The sequence below is a fragment of the Streptomyces sp. NPDC033270 genome, from assembly GCF_055576575.1.
Map to the genome: position 1 here is coordinate 352,831 of NZ_JBVIRA010000003.1, position 14,725 is coordinate 367,555.

A 14,725-nucleotide genomic window follows, 5' to 3' on the forward strand; every position below is an offset into this window, starting at 1 on the left:
GAAAATATGGGCTATTGAAAGGTTGACTACGTGTCGAACGCAGACAAGGGGACGGGAGACGGGGGTGGCGCGTCATCGGTGGCGGACCTCCCCGACGACCCGCTGCGGACCGGGCGCCCGCACACCGACCGGGTGGTCTTCGGTGTGACCTCGCTGCTCACCCTGGCGTTCATCGCCTGGGGAGCGACCTCCACCACATCGCTCAAGAACGTGTCGACCACGATGCTGAACTGGGTGATCGACAACGGCGGCTGGGCCTTCGTGCTCTCCGCCTCCGGCTTCGTGATCTTCGCGATCTGGCTGGCCGTCAGCAAGTACGGCCGGATCACCCTCGGCAAGGAGGGCGAGGAGCCCGAATTCCGCACGGTGTCGTGGATCGCGATGATGTTCAGCGCCGGCATGGGCATCGGCCTGATGTTCTACGGCGTCAGTGAGCCGCTGGGCCACTTCACCACTCCACCACCGGGCACCGATCCCAAGGACGCCGCCCAGGCGATGGACACGGCGATGGCCACCACGCTGTTCCACTGGACGCTGCATCCATGGGCCATCTACGCGGTCGTGGGTCTGGCCATCGCGTACAGCTGCTTCCGGCGGGGGAGGCGGCAGACGATGAGCGCGGTGTTCAGCCCACTGATCGGTGAGCGGCGGGCGAGCGGCTGGGGTGGCCGGGTCATCGACATCCTGGCCATCTTCGCCACGCTCTTCGGCTCCGCGGCCTCGCTCGGGCTCGGCGCGCTGCAGATCGGCAGCGGCATCAAGGTGCTCGGCTGGATGGACAGCGTCAGCACCACCTTGCTGGTCGGCATCATCACCGTGCTGACCATCGCCTTCATCCTGTCCGCGGTATCCGGCATCGCCAAGGGCGTCCAGATGCTGTCCAACATCAACATGGTGCTGGCGCTGATCCTGGCGGTCTTCGTCTTCGTGGTCGGACCGACCATCCTCATCCTCAACCTGGTGCCGACCTCCATCAGCTCGTTCCTCGGCGAGCTGCCGCAGCTGGCCGGCCGTACGGAGGCCAGCAGCGGCAGCGACGTGGGCGGCTGGCTGCGCAGCTGGACGGTGTTCTACTGGGCGTGGTGGATCTCCTGGACGCCCTTCGTGGGCATGTTCATCGCCCGGATCAGCCGCGGCCGGACGATCCGTCAGTTCATCGGCGGGGTCATCCTCGTACCGAGCGTGGTCAGCCTGCTGTGGTTCGCGGTGTTCGGCGGCTCGGCCATGAAGCTGCAGGACTCCAAGCAGCTGAGCGGGTCGAGCACGCCCGAGGGCCAGCTCTTCGACGTGCTGCACCAGTACCCGCTCGCCACCCTCACCAGCATCCTCGTCATGATCCTGGTCGGCATCTTCTTCGTCTCCGGCGCCGATGCCGCCTCCATCGTCATGGGCACCCTCTCGCAGCGGGGAACCTTCGAACCGAGCCGGCTCGTGGTGGTGTTCTGGGGCGTGGTGACCGGCGCGGTGGCCGCGATCATGCTGCTGATCGGCGGCGGCTCGGGCGACGCGCTGACCGGACTGCAGAACCTCACGATCCTGGTCGCGGTGCCGTTCCTGCTCGTGATGATCGTCATGTGCTGGGCGCTGATGCGGGACCTGCGCAGCGATCCGCTGATCGTGCGGGGCCAGAAGGGCGAGGAGGCCGTCGAGATGGCCGTCATCGCGGGACATGAACGGTACGACGGGGACTTCGAGTTCCAGATCCGGGCCGGCGGCGGCACGAGCGGCGCCACCATCGAGGTGAAGGAAGGCGACTAGCTCCGGCGGCGAGCCTGCGGGCTTTTGTGGAGGGCCGGTGGCCGAGGCCGCCGGCCCTCCACGGGCTTGGAGCCCCGGGCCTGCGGTTCCGGCCGCGCGCCGCGGACGGGCCGCAGGCCGTCCGAACCCGCCGCGCGCATCCGGGCCGCCTCAGGCCGTCCGGTCCCCACCGCGCTCATCCGCCGGGCCGCCTCAGGCGTCCCGCACCAGCCGCACCACCTCGTCCGCGCAGCCCCACGCCACGGTCACGCCCGCACCGCCGTGCCCGTAGTTGTGCACGCACAGCGCTCCGCCGGGCAGCCGCTCCGCCTCCAGGCGCACGGACGGCCGGGCCGGGCGCAGCCCCACCTTGTGGGCCAGGACCCGGGCCCGCGCCACCTGTGGGACGTACCGCGCGCAGCGCGCCACGATCGCGTCGGCCACCTCCGGATCGGGCTCCCGTGACCAGGCGTTCTCCCGCGCCGTACCGCCCAGCACCAGCCCGTACGGCTGCGGCAGCGCATACGCGGTCTTAGCCGCTCCCTGGTCCGCGGCCACGAACCACTCCCGCACACTCGGGTTCTCCACGATCACCAACTGCCCCTGCACAGGGTGCACTTCGCGATCCGCCACCAGGCTCCGCGCGCCCAGCCCCGAGCAGTTGACGACCACGGCCGCCGCCCGGCCCGCCTCGTCCACGGACCGCACCTCGCGCCGTACGACGACCCCGCCCGCCGCGGCCAACCTCCGCTCCAGATAGCGCAGATGGGCCGGCATGTCGACGAGCGGCGTACGGGCCCGCCACCCCGACGCGCACCCCTCGGGAAGCTCGTCCGCGACCGCCTGCCGCAACCCGGGCACGGCGTCGTACCAGGCGGCGAGGCCGTCATCGGCGGCGCCCGGGTCCGTCGAGGCGCCCGCCATCGTGCCCGTCACCATCCGGGCACCGGTCTCCTGCGGCCTGCCCGCCAGCTCCGCCAGCACCTCGAAGGACCTGACGGACCACCGCACCGCGCGCTCGTGGGGCCGGATGCGATACGGCCAGCACAGCCCGCCGGCCACCGCCGACGTCGTGGCGGCCACCGCGTCCCGGCTCACCACCTGTACCCGGTGCCCGTCCTCCGCCAGCGCGACCGCCGACGTCAGCCCGATCACGCCCGCGCCGATCACCCATACGTCATCCGTGTTGAGCGTCATGGCGGGATGGTAGGCGGGACCGTTGGAGCGGGCCCACGGGGGAGCGCCGGGGCGAAACCGGCCGCCTGCCCGCCCGCCGTTCTTGATCTTGCGGTAACCCACCGGACGTGGCGCGGACAAACCCGGACCTTAGGCTGGTGGCAGCACCGTCGGCCGATGTCGCCCCTCGGATTCCGCTTGTCGTCCGTCCGTACGCCGTCGTCTGAGGAGACCCATGCTCCGCGCGCCGCGCGCCGTGCCCGCCTGGTTGGCGCATCCGTTCCGCTGGCAGCGGCTGCCCGTGCCCTGGGCCGCCGTCGCCCGCGGTGCGCTGTGCGCGGGGCCGCTGCTCGGGGCGGGCATCGCAAGCGGTCATCCGGCGCCCGGCGTGCTGGCCGGCCTCGGCTCGATGCTGGCCGGCGTCAACGACCGCCCCGGCACCCGCCGTACCGGCATCGTCCACATCGGACTGCCGGCCCTCGCCTCGGCGCTCGGCATGCTGATCGGCGCCTCGCTGCAGGCGGCCGGTGCGGGCTGGTGGATCGTTCCGGCGCTGTTCGCGGTCGGCTTCGTCTCCGGCGCGGGCAGCGTGGCGGGGCCGGTGCGCTCCAACGCCGGTATGCAGATGCTGGCCACCACCGTCCTCGGCGCCGGAATGCCGCTGCCCGGAGCGCCCTGGACCAAGGCCCTCTACGTCCTCGCCGGCTGCCTGTGGCTGCTTGTGCTGCGCCTGGTACTGCGCTCACCGCGCCCCGCGGGCGGCGCGCTCAGCGGTGAGCGGGCGGCGGTCGCCACGGTCTTCGACGCACTCGCCGACGCCCTGGGCGCGGCCGGCGGACCCGGTGCCGAGCCCGCCAGGCGCCGGCTCACCGCGGCCCTGGACCGCGCCGACGAGGCCCTGCGGCTGCGCCGCCTGACCAGCCGGCTGCTGCGCCGCCCCGCGCGCACCGAAGAGCTGCTGCTGACCGAGCGGTTCGCCGCGGCCACCGCGCTGTGCGAGGCCAGCGTCGCGCTGCTGTGGGAGGCCCGCCCGCTGCCGTCCCGGGTCGCCGAGAGCCCCCGCCGGTTCGCCGAGGCGCTGCGCACCGGGCGGCCACCGGGCCGGCTGTCCGCCCCCGAGACCAGCACGGCCGCACGCGGCGCCTTCGACCAGGCGTTGCTGGACGCGGCGGTGGTGTTCGCCCGCCGCGAGCCGTCGCCCCGGCCTGAGCCGGAGGCGGACGCGGCGAGGGAGCCGGCGCCGCCCCCGTCCGGCCGCCCGACCGGGGCCGTGCCGCCCGTACAGGCGGTCCGCCGCAGGCTGGGCGCCCTCGCGGAGCGGTGGACCCGGCGCGGGCGCAGCCTGCTCGGCCCCGCCGGACGGCACTACGGCCTCCGGGTCGCCGTCTGCATCGCCGCGAGCGCCTCGGTGGCCCTGCTGCTGCGCGCCGACCACTGGTACTGGCTCCCGGTGACCGCCACCTTCCTCGTCAAGCCGGATCTCGGGCCGCTGTTCTCCCGTACGGTCAACCGCTTCGCCGGGACCGTGGCCGGGGTGCTGGTCTTCGCCGGGGCGGGGCTGCTGCTCACCGGGGCGTGGTGGCCGGCGCTGGTCGCCGGTGCGGGCGGTGCGCTGCTGCCGTTCGCCACCCGGCACTTCGCGCTGCAGACCGTGGCGATCACCCTGATGGTGCTGTCGTTCGTGGACGTCGGCGGGGCGGCCCCCACGGCCTTCGGCCAGGCGTACCCGCATCTGACCGCGCTCCCCGCCGCCGAGCGGATCGTCGACACCTCCATCGCCTGCGCCATCGTCCTGATCGTCGGGCACCTGCCCCAGCTCGCCGACCCGCGCCGCAGGGTCGGCCAGCGCGTCACCTCGGCGCTGCGCGCCACCGAGCGGTTCCTGCGGCACGTACTGGAGTCGGAGCCGGGAGCCGACCCCACCCGGCGGCTGGCGCTGCGACGGGCCGCCTACCGGGCGCTGGCGGAGGCCAGGGCCGCGGCGGAGACCGCCGCGGCCGAACTCCTCGCCGCCCGCGACCGCAACCCCGACTGGCTGACCGTGGTCACCGCGGCCGAACGCGTCGTGGACGCGGCCACCGCCTGCGCCGTACGCCTCGACCACGGCGCCCACCGCCCCGACGGACAGGAGTCCGAGCGGCTGTGCCGGGCGCTGTCCGCGATGGCCGACGCCCTGGAGGACCCGCGCCGCCGTCGCGACACCGCCGTGGCGGACCCCGATCTGCGTCCCGTTCCGGACTGCGCCACACTCACGGATGTCGCGGCGGAGCTGGAACGCATGCGCGGGTACGCCGGCGCGGGCTGAGCCGGGCCACCCCGCCCGCCACCAGGGCGGACGCCACCAGCAGCGCGCTGATCCACACCGGCGCCCGATAGCCGAGCCCGGCGGCGAGGGCAACCCCGCCCAGCCAGGGGCCGATCGCCGCGCCCACGTTCAACGCGGCCGTGGCGAACCCGCCGGCCAGGGTCGGCGCCCCGGTCGCCGCGTAGAGCGCCTGCGAGATCAGGGTGGAGCCGACGGCGAACGAGAGGGCTCCCTGGACGAGGACGAGCACGACGGCCGCGGCCGGGCTCCCCGCCGTCAGCGCCAGAAGGGCCCACCCCAGGAGCAGGGCCGCCCCGCCCGTCACCAGGAGCCGTACGGGGCGGGCATCGGCCATCCGTCCGCCGAGGGTGACGCCGGCGAAGGAGCCCAGTCCGAAGAGCGCGAGCACCGCCGGCACCCAGCCGGGTGCGATGCCGGCGACGCCGGTGACCAGGGGCGCGAGGTAGGTGAAGGCGCAGAAGGTCGCGCCGTTCACCAGGGCGCCCAGCAGCAGGGTCACCAGCAGCCGCGGGGCGCGCAGCGCGCGCAGTTCCGTACGGCGGGTGGCCGGCCTGCCGTGCTCCTGGGCGGATTCGCGGTCCTCCCCGGCCGGTACCGACCGGACGATCGCGACCACGGCGGGCACCGACACCAGGGCCACCGCCCAGAACGCCGAGCGCCAGCCCCACAGCTCACCGAGGAACGCACCGGCCGGTACGCCCGCGACGCAGGCCATGGTGGTGCCGCCGAGCAGGACGGACGTGGCGCGGCCCTTGGCGTCCGGGGCCACCGCGGCCGTCGCGGTGGCCAGCGCCACCGCCAGGAACCCGGCGTTGGCCAGTGCCGCCACCACCCGGGTGGCCAGCAGCACCCCGTAGCTCGTGGTGACCGCGCCGAGGACGTGGACCAGCAGAAACGTGATCAGGAAGGCCAGCAGCGCGCGGCGGCGCGGCCAGCGCAGGCTCAGCAGCGCCATCAGCGGCGCGCCGACGACCATTCCCACGGCGAAGGCCGAGGTCAGCGCGCCCGCGGCCGAAAGCGAGACACCCAGATCAGCGGCGATGCCGGGGAGGAGACCGGACAGCATGAACTCGGACGTGCCTTGGGCAAAGACGGCCAGTCCGAGCAGGTAGAGAAAGCAGGGCACAGCAATACTCCGCAACCACAGAGGATCGATACGGTGCGGCGGCAGACGCGTGCACGACGCATGCGGCTACCGCGCAGGAAGACGACCTGGCAGCCGAGTTGGGGCCGCGCACACGGGAGAGCCCGCGTCAGGTCGGAAGAGAGCCCGTACTACGGCGATCCGATGGCAGGGGAGCGCAGCCGTGGAGATGAACGCGCGACGAGGCGGCGCGGGCCGGGCGGGACGTGGCGGGCACGCCGTGCGGCGTGGGCACTCCGTGTGGCCGGGCAACGCGAGAAGCCACCGGACGACCGGTGGCTAGCGTCTTGACGCCTCGGGGCTGGACATGGACGCAGAATAACGAGCCCCGTCCACCCCGTCCACGTAATTGCGACACGGCCCCGCCCGGCCTGTCCGATCCACCAACGGCGCGGCCGTCAGCCCGCTCAGCCACCGGCAGGCGGCTGCCCGGACTGACGGCCGTGGAAGATGACGGAACGTCAGCAGGCGCTTGGAGAACGCTGCTTCAGGGGTCGAGGCCTCAGCGCCCGCCCCGCTCCTTGCCCAGGAGGCCGGCCCGCCGCAGGGCGTCCGCCATCGCGTCGTTGGCCGGCCCCGCGTCGCGGCCGCCACGGCGGTCCCCGCCGCGCTGGCCACCGCCCTGCCGCTGCCGCGGCGCACCGCCCCGGCCGCCGCCCTCGCGCGGTCCGCGCCCGCCGCCCGCGCCGCCCGCGCCGCCACGGCGCTGGTCACCGCCCGCCGACGCGCCCTTGCCGGGCTCGTCGTCCAGCCGCAGCGTCAGCGAGATCCGCTTGCGCGGAATGTCGACGTCGAGCACCTTGACGCGCACGATGTCGCCCGGCTTCACCACGTCCCGCGGGTCCTTGACGAAGTTCTTCGACATGGCCGAGACGTGGACCAGGCCGTCCTGATGGACGCCGATGTCCACGAACGCCCCGAAGGCGGCGACGTTGGTCACCACGCCCTCCAGGAGCATCCCCGGCTGCAGATCGCCGATCTTCTCCACGCCCTCCTTGAAGGTCGCGGTCTTGAAGACCGGTCGCGGGTCGCGGCCCGGCTTCTCCAGTTCCTGCAGGATGTCGGTCACCGTCGGCAGACCGAAGGAGTCGTCGACGAAGTCCGCGGGCTTCAGCGCCCGCAGCACCGACGTGTTGCCGATCAGCGCGCCCACCTCGGTGGCCGCCGTGGCCACCATCCGGCGCACCACCGGGTACGCCTCGGGGTGCACGCTGGAGGCGTCCAGCGGGTCGTCGCCGCCCCGGATCCGCAGGAAGCCCGCGCACTGCTCGTACGCCTTCGGGCCGAGCCGTGCCACGTCCTTGAGGGCCTTGCGGGAGCGGAACGGGCCGTTGCCGTCCCGATGCGCGACGATGTTCTCGGCGAGGCCGGAGCTGATGCCCGAGACCCGCGAAAGCAGCGGCGCGGACGCGGTGTTGACGTCGACACCGACGCCGTTCACACAGTCCTCGACCACGGCGTCCAGGGAGCGCGACAGCTTCACCTCGGACAGGTCGTGCTGGTACTGGCCGACACCGATCGACTTCGGGTCGATCTTGACCAGCTCGGCCAGCGGGTCCTGCAGCCGGCGGGCGATGGACACCGCGCCCCGCAGCGACACGTCCAGGTCCGGCAGCTCCTGCGAGGCGAACGCGGAGGCGGAGTACACCGAGGCGCCGGCCTCGGAGACCATCACCTTCGTCAGCTTCAGCTCCGGCTGGGCGGCGATCAGATCGGCCGCCAGCTTGTCGGTCTCGCGGGAGGCGGTGCCGTTGCCGATCGCGATCAGCTCGACGTCGTGCTCCCGCGCCAGCTTCGCCAGCGTGGCGAGCGAGGCGTCCCACTTCTGCTGCGGTACATGGGGATAGATGGTGTCCGTGGCGGCCACCTTGCCCGTCGCGTCCACCACCGCGACCTTCACGCCGGTGCGGAAGCCGGGGTCCAGGCCCATCGTGGCGCGCGTCCCGGCGGGCGCCGCCAGCAGCAGATCGCGCAGGTTCGACGCGAAGACCCGCACCGCCTCGTCCTCGGCGGCCTGCCGCAGCCGCAGCCGCAGATCGATCCCCAGGTGCACCTGGACGCGGGTGCGCCAGGCCCAACGGACGGTGTCCTTGAGCCACTTGTCGGCCGGGCGGCCCCGGTCGGCGATGCCGAAGCGGTGCGCGATGGACTGCTCGTAGGAGCTGGGGCCCTCGGTGGCCTCCGACGGGGCCTCCGGCGCCAGGGTGAGGTCGAGGACCTCCTCCTTCTCACCGCGGAACATCGCCAGCACCCGGTGCGAGGGCAGCTCGGTGAACGGCTCGGCGAAGTCGAAGTAGTCGGCGAACTTCGCGCCGGCCTCCTCCTTGCCCTCCCGCACCTTCGCCGCGACGTGCCCGCGCCCCCACATCCGCTCGCGCAGCTCGCCGATCAGATCCGCGTCCTCGCTGAACCGCTCGGTCAGGATGGCCCGCGCGCCCTCCAGAGCGGCCGCCGGATCGGCGACCCCCTTGTCGGCGTCCACGAACGCCGCGGCGGCCGCGGCCGGCTCCACCGAAGGGTCGCTCAGCAGCCCGTCGGCGAGCGGCTCCAGGCCCGCCTCCCGTGCGATCTGCGCCTTGGTGCGCCGCTTGGGCTTGAACGGGAGGTAGATGTCCTCCAGCCGGGCCTTGGACTCGGCGCCGCGGATCTGCCCCTCCAGGGCGGCGTCCAGCTTGCCCTGGGACCGTACGGACTCCAGGATCGCGCTCCGGCGCTCCTCCAGCTCGCGCAGATAGCGCAGCCGCTCCTCGAGCGAGCGCAGCTGCGCGTCGTCGAGCATCTCGGTGGCTTCCTTGCGGTAGCGCGCGATGAACGGGACGGTCGAACCACCGTCGAGCAGTTCGACCGCGGCCTTCACCTGCCGCTCCTTGACGCCGAGCTCCCCGGCGATCCTGGCTTCGATGGACCCGAGGGCCCCGATGGGCTCAGTGGCTGCCGTCACGTTGATCCTGCCCCGCCTTCCAGCGCTTGCTTGAGCCTGCATTGTGCCGGGTCGCGGGCGGGGCTGTCGCGCCGCCCAGCCGTGCGCGCCGGGGTGTGAGAAGCCGCACGCACACCCCGGCGGGGACGTCCCGCGGGGGTCTACTTGCCGAACAGCACCGGGGGGAACGCGCCGGCGTTCATGGCCGTGGTGGTGAAGCCGGTCGCCAACTCGGTGAGCCTGGCCACGCCCTCGGCGCCCAGGTGCTCGTAGGGAGCCCGGTCCAGCCGGTCGGTGCGGACCTCCAGGTCCTTGCGCAGCTGGACACCGGCCTCGGTCAACTCGCCCTCGGCGTCCAGCAGCCCGCGGGTGCGCAGCCGCTCCTGTGCGGCCTGCCAGTCCTCCTCCGCCCAGCCGCGGGTCGCCATGACGCCGCGGTAGCTCATCCCGCGGCCGCTGGCGGTGTGGCTGACCAGGGCCTCCAGGCCGTCCAGTTCGGCGTCCAGCAGCGCCAGCAGGTGGCCGTCGCCGCGGTGTTCGCGCAGCAGTGTCGCGGCGTGCCAGTAGGCCAGGTGCGGGGCGTCCGGTACGGGCAGGTCGGCGTGCGCGGCGTACAGGGGCCGGGCGTGGCGGGTGCAGCCCTCGGTGGCGCGCAGCGCCAGCTTGGCCGCCTCGGCCATCTCCGGCGACTCGACCGCCTCGTCGCCCAGGAGCCGGCGCAGCGTGGCGTCCGCGGCGCGCAGCCGGGCGGCCAGCACGGTCTCGGGCGCGGCGAGCGACCAGACGTGCGGGACGTGCTGGGCGACGAGGTCGTGGTTGAAGTTGTAGAAGGTGGCCGTGACCGTGCCGGGGCCCACCGCGCCCATGGCCGCGGACCGGCAGGCGAAGTAGCCGGCGCTGCGGTGCTCGATGCCGATCCGGGCCATCTCGGCCGGGAGCTCCGGCGCGAAGTAGTGCGTGGAGTGGAAGGGGTTGACGACGTTGTGGCAGGCCCGGCCGGCCTGTGCGGGCAGTGCGCTGGATGAGGTCATGGGGGCAGAGTACCGACCCGTCGGTATGGCCCCGGTGTCAGGGCGACGGGAACCGGCCGGACGTCCGCGCCGTACCCGCGCATGGCAGAAAAGGTGGGGAATCCGTCATTGCCGCCATCGGCCCGGCTGGCCACGATGGACCTATGGAACAGCGCGACATGCTGGTCGTCCTCTTCGACGGCGTGCAGGCCCTCGACGTCACCGGACCGGTCGAGGTCTTCCACGGCGCGGCCCTGGGAGTCCCGGGCGCCTACCGGATCCGTACCGCCTCCCTCGACGGCGCCCCGGTCCGCACCACCAGCGGCCTGACCCTCGTACCCGACCTCGCACTGTCCGCCGCCGGGGCGCCGGACACCCTGCTGGTGCCGGGCGGCGAGGGCACCCGGGTACCGGACCCCCGCCTGGTGGACTGGTTGCGGAACAACGCCCACCGCGCCCGGCGCAAGGTCTCCGTCTGCAGCGGGGCGCTGCTGCTGGCCGAGGCCGGACTGCTGGACGGCCGCCGCGCGACGACCCACTGGATGCTCTGCGAGACCCTCGCCGAGCGGTTCCCCGCGGTGCGGGTGGAGCCCGAGCCGATCTACGTACGGGACGGCGACCTGGCCACCTCCGCGGGCGTGACGGCCGGTATCGACCTCGCGCTGGCCCTGGTGGAGGAGGACCACGGCCGGGACCTGGCGCTGACCGTCGCCCGGCATCTGGTGGTCTTCCTGCGGCGGCCGGGCAACCAGAACCAGTTCAGCGCCCAGCTCGCGGCCCAGACAGCACAGCGGCGGCCGCTGCGCGACGTCCAGCAGTGGATCACCGAGAACCCGGCCGCCGACCTCTGCGTCGACGCCCTCGCCGACCGCGCCGGGCTCTCCCCGCGGCACTTCGCCCGGGCGTTCCGCGAGGAGGTCGGCATGACGCCGGGCCGCTATGTCGACCGGGTGCGGCTGGAGGCCGCCCGCCGCTGCCTGGAGGACACCGTCGACGGCATCGAGCAGGTCTCGCGCCGCTGCGGCTACGGCACCCCGGAGGCGATGCGCCGCGCCTTCCTGAAGGTCCTGGGCGCCTCCCCGGCCGAATACCGGCGCCGCTTCAGACCGGCCGGGGCGGCCCCGCAGCCGGCCTGATCCACCGACCCGCCACACCCCCTCCGCCCCTTACGTCACCACGACCGACAGGAACCCACATGCAGATCGCCATCCTTCTCTACGACCGCTTCACCGCCCTGGACGCCATCGGCCCCTACGAGACGCTCAGCCGGCTCCCGGGGGCGGAGACGGTGTTCGTCGGCGAGCGCACCGGCACCTACCGCAACGAGGTCGGCTCGCTGGGGCTGGTCGCCGACGCCGCGCTGAGCGAGGTCACCGCCCCGGACATCCTGGTCGTCCCCGGCGGCCCGGGGCAGCTCGCGCACATGGACGACGGCCCGCTGCACGACTGGATCCGCGCCGTGGACGCCGGCACCACCTGGACCACCTCGGTCTGCACCGGTTCGCTGATCCTCGGCGCCGCGGGCCTGCTCAAGGGCCGCCGGGCGACCTCCCACTGGCTCGCGCTGGACGCGCTGCCGGCCCTGGGCGCCGAGCCGACCGGGGAGCGGGTGGTCTTCGACGGCAAGTACGTCACGGCGGCCGGTGTCTCGTCCGGCATCGACATGGGGCTGGCCCTGGCGGGCCGGATCGCCGGGGACGCCGTGGCCCAGGCGATCCAGCTCGGCATCGAGTACGACCCGCAGCCGCCCTACGACGCGGGTGCGCCGGACAAGGCGCCGGCCGAGGTCACCGCACTGCTGCGGGAGCGCAGCCGGTTCATCCTGACCGGCGAGGACGTGGGCGCATAGGGCCCGGGGGCGTCAGCCCGCCGGCCAGGTGAAGCGCGGCGCCCGGCGCTCCAGGAAGGCGGCGGCACCCTCCTCGGTGTCGCCGCTGGCGCGCGCCTGCGCCGTCCAGAAGGCGCTGCGCTCGTCGGCCTCGTCCGGCGGTACGTCCCAGGTCCCGTTGGCCAGCTCCTTCGCGGCGGTCTGCGTCAGCAGCGACCGGCTCGCCAGTACGGCCGAGAACTCGGCCACCCGCTTGCCCAGTTCGCCCTCGGGCAGCACCTCGTCCACCAGGCCCGTACGCAGCGCCCGCGCACAGTCGATCAACTCGCCGGAGAACAGCAGGTACTTGGCGGTGGACAGCCCCACCAGCCGGACCAGCCGCCGGGTGGCGGACGCCGGATAGACCACCGCCAGCTTGGCCGGCGTGACCCCGAACAGCGCCCCCTCCTCCGCGAACCGCAGATCGCAGGCGGCCGCGAGCTGGGCGCCGCCGCCCACGCAGTAGCCGCGGACCGCCGCCACCGTCGGCCCGGGGAAGGCCGCCAGCGCCTCCTCGGCCGCCACCGCCAGGCCCTGCGACTCACCGGCGGCATCCCGCAGCGCCCCGATGTCCGCACCCGCGCAGAACGTCCCGCCCTCGCCGGTCAGCACCAGCGACCGCACGAAGCCGTCCTTTGCCAGCCGCTCCAGCAGCGGCGGCAGGTCCCGCCACATCTGGACGGTCATCGCGTTGCGCTTGCCGGTGTTGCTGATGGTGACGGTCGCTGTGCCGTCGCTGACGTGTGTCTTCAGACCCGGTTCCATGCCCGGATATTAGAGCGACCGTCGAGGGTGCGGCCGGATACGATCGGCGGCCTGATGTCAGCAACTCTCGTCGCCAAAGACCTCGCCGCCGGCCACGGCGAGCGCGTCCTGTTCTCCGGTCTCGATCTGGTCGTCGCCCCCGGCGACGTGATCGGCCTCGTCGGCGCCAACGGTGCGGGCAAGTCCACCCTGCTGCGCCTGCTGGCGGGCCTGGACACCCCCGAGGAGGGCACGCTCTCCCTCAGCCCGCCCACCGCCACCGTCGGCCACCTCCCGCAGGAGCCCGACCGCCGCCCCGGGGAGACCGTACGGGCCTTCCTCGCCCGCCGTACGGGCGTGGCCCAGGCCCAGCTCGCCCTGGACGACGCCACCCAGGCGCTGGTGGAGGAGCGGCCCGGCGCGGACGACGCCTATGCGACGGCGCTGGAGCGCTGGCTCGCGCTGGGCGCCGCCGACCTCGACGAGCGCGCCGAGGAGACCGCCGCCCAGCTCGGCCTCTCGATCGGCCTCGACCAGCCGATGACCACGCTCTCCGGAGGCCAGGCCGCCCGCGCCTCGCTCGCCTCCCTCCTGCTGTCCCGTTACGACGTCTTCCTGCTGGACGAACCGACCAACGACCTCGACCTGGACGGTCTGCAACGGCTGGAATCATTCGTCACCGGGCTGCGGTCGGGCACGGTCCTGGTCAGCCACGACCGCGAGTTCCTGGCCCGTACGGTCAACCGCGTCGTCGAGCTCGACCTCGCCCAGCAGCAGGTCAACTCCTACGGCGGCGGCTACACCTCCTATCTGGAGGAGCGCGCGCGGGCCCGGCGCCATGCGCGCGAGCAGTACGAGGAGTACGCCGACACCAGGTCCGCCCTGGAGACCCGCGCGCACACCCAGCGCAACTGGATGGAGAAGGGCGTCAAGAACGCCCGCCGCAAGGCCCCGGACAACGACAAGATCGGCCGCAAGGGCCGGGTGGAGGCCACCGAGAAGCAGGCCTCCAAGGCCAAGCAGACCCAGCGCCTGATCGAACGGCTGGAGGTCGTCGAGGAGCCGCGCAAGGAGTGGGAGCTGCGGATGGAGATCGCCGCCGCGCCCCGGGCCGGCGCGGTCGTGGCCACGCTCCGCGGCGCCGGCGTCCGGCGCGGCGACTTCCACTTCGGCCCGGTGGACCTGCAGATCGACTGGGCGGACCGGGTCGCGATCACGGGCCCCAACGGCTCCGGCAAGTCCACCCTGCTCGCCGCCCTCCTCGGCCGGCTCCCGCTGGACGCCGGGCAGGCGTCGCTCGGCCCCGGGGTGGTGGTCGGCGAGGTCGACCAGGCGCGCGGAGCGCTCTTCGGCGCACCCGGCCTCGGCGACGAGCCGCTGATGGACGCCTTCCGCGCCTCGGTCCCCGACATGCCGCCCGCCGACGTGCGCACGCTGCTCGCCAAGTTCGGCCTGAAGGCGGCGCATGTGCTGCGTCCGGCGCGCACGCTGTCCCCGGGGGAGCGGACCCGTGCCGCGCTGGCCCTCCTCCAGGGCCGCGGGGTCAACCTCCTCGTCCTGGACGAGCCGACCAACCATCTCGACCTGCCGGCCATCGAGCAGCTGGAGTCCGCGCTCGCCTCGTACCCGGGCACCCTGCTGCTGGTCACCCACGACCGCCGGATGCTGGAGGCGGTGCACACCACGCGGCGGATCGAGGTCGACGGCGGACGGATCGCCGAGCGGACCGTGTGAGGGGCGCGGGGGCGGCCCCGGACGCCCGTGGTGATTATCGATTTGGTCCTGGGGCCGGCGACCCGTA

Annotated in this window: 10 protein-coding genes; 5 read left to right on the forward strand and 5 right to left on the reverse strand. The window is 73.7% G+C overall.

Going from position 1 to position 14,725, the window contains the following annotated elements:
- The first annotated feature begins 78 nt into the window (after positions 1–78).
- Entirely contained in the window at positions 79–1,758 is a 1,680-nt protein-coding gene (locus ACZ5XZ_RS07745) for a BCCT family transporter (protein ID WP_468975333.1), read from the forward strand.
- 192 nt (positions 1,759–1,950) lie between these two features.
- Here ACZ5XZ_RS07745 and ACZ5XZ_RS07750 read toward each other — a convergent pair whose 3' ends face one another.
- Positions 1,951–2,934, reverse strand: coding sequence for an FAD-dependent oxidoreductase (locus ACZ5XZ_RS07750; protein ID WP_468975202.1), 984 nt, complete (start codon positions 2,932–2,934; stop codon positions 1,951–1,953).
- 214 nt (positions 2,935–3,148) lie between these two features.
- On the opposite strand from ACZ5XZ_RS07750, the gene ACZ5XZ_RS07755 reads away from it, so the two are divergent.
- Positions 3,149–5,218, forward strand: a complete 2,070-nt coding sequence (locus ACZ5XZ_RS07755; RefSeq protein ID WP_468975204.1) for an FUSC family protein — start codon at positions 3,149–3,151, stop codon at positions 5,216–5,218.
- Here ACZ5XZ_RS07755 and ACZ5XZ_RS07760 read toward each other — a convergent pair.
- The 3 genes from ACZ5XZ_RS07760 to ACZ5XZ_RS07770 all read right to left on the reverse strand — a co-directional run bounded on the left by ACZ5XZ_RS07760 (position 5,163) and on the right by ACZ5XZ_RS07770 (position 10,334).
- Positions 5,163–6,365, reverse strand: a complete 1,203-nt coding sequence (locus ACZ5XZ_RS07760; protein WP_468975205.1) for a Cmx/CmrA family chloramphenicol efflux MFS transporter — start codon at positions 6,363–6,365, stop codon at positions 5,163–5,165. The genes ACZ5XZ_RS07755 and ACZ5XZ_RS07760 overlap by 56 nt on opposite strands.
- A gap of 520 nt (positions 6,366–6,885) precedes the next feature.
- Entirely contained in the window at positions 6,886–9,324 is a 2,439-nt protein-coding gene (locus ACZ5XZ_RS07765) for a Tex family protein (protein WP_468975207.1), read from the reverse strand.
- Positions 9,325–9,464: 140 nt separating this feature from the next.
- Positions 9,465–10,334: an SCO6745 family protein gene (locus tag ACZ5XZ_RS07770; RefSeq protein WP_468975209.1), complete on the reverse strand. Its 870-nt coding sequence runs from the start codon at positions 10,332–10,334 to the stop codon at positions 9,465–9,467.
- A 143-nt stretch (positions 10,335–10,477) separates the two neighbouring features.
- Here ACZ5XZ_RS07770 and ACZ5XZ_RS07775 point away from each other — a divergent pair, with 143 nt between their 5' ends.
- Complete coding sequence (locus ACZ5XZ_RS07775) at positions 10,478–11,449, forward strand: GlxA family transcriptional regulator (RefSeq protein WP_468975210.1); 972 nt, start codon at positions 10,478–10,480, stop codon at positions 11,447–11,449.
- Positions 11,450–11,508: 59 nt separating this feature from the next.
- Positions 11,509–12,162 carry a DJ-1/PfpI family protein gene (locus tag ACZ5XZ_RS07780; RefSeq protein ID WP_468975212.1) on the forward strand — a complete coding sequence of 218 codons (654 nt, stop codon included), beginning with the start codon at positions 11,509–11,511 and terminating at the stop codon, positions 12,160–12,162.
- 12 nt (positions 12,163–12,174) lie between these two features.
- On the opposite strand, the gene ACZ5XZ_RS07785 is transcribed toward ACZ5XZ_RS07780, so the two are convergent.
- Positions 12,175–12,945: an enoyl-CoA hydratase/isomerase family protein gene (locus ACZ5XZ_RS07785; protein ID WP_468975214.1), complete on the reverse strand. Its 771-nt coding sequence runs from the start codon at positions 12,943–12,945 to the stop codon at positions 12,175–12,177.
- A 54-nt stretch (positions 12,946–12,999) separates the two neighbouring features.
- Here ACZ5XZ_RS07785 and ACZ5XZ_RS07790 point away from each other — a divergent pair, with 54 nt between their 5' ends.
- On the forward strand, positions 13,000–14,658 hold the full coding sequence (locus ACZ5XZ_RS07790; protein WP_468975215.1) for an ABC-F family ATP-binding cassette domain-containing protein: 1,659 nt from the start codon (positions 13,000–13,002) through the stop codon (positions 14,656–14,658).
- The last annotated feature ends 67 nt before the right edge of the window (positions 14,659–14,725 follow it).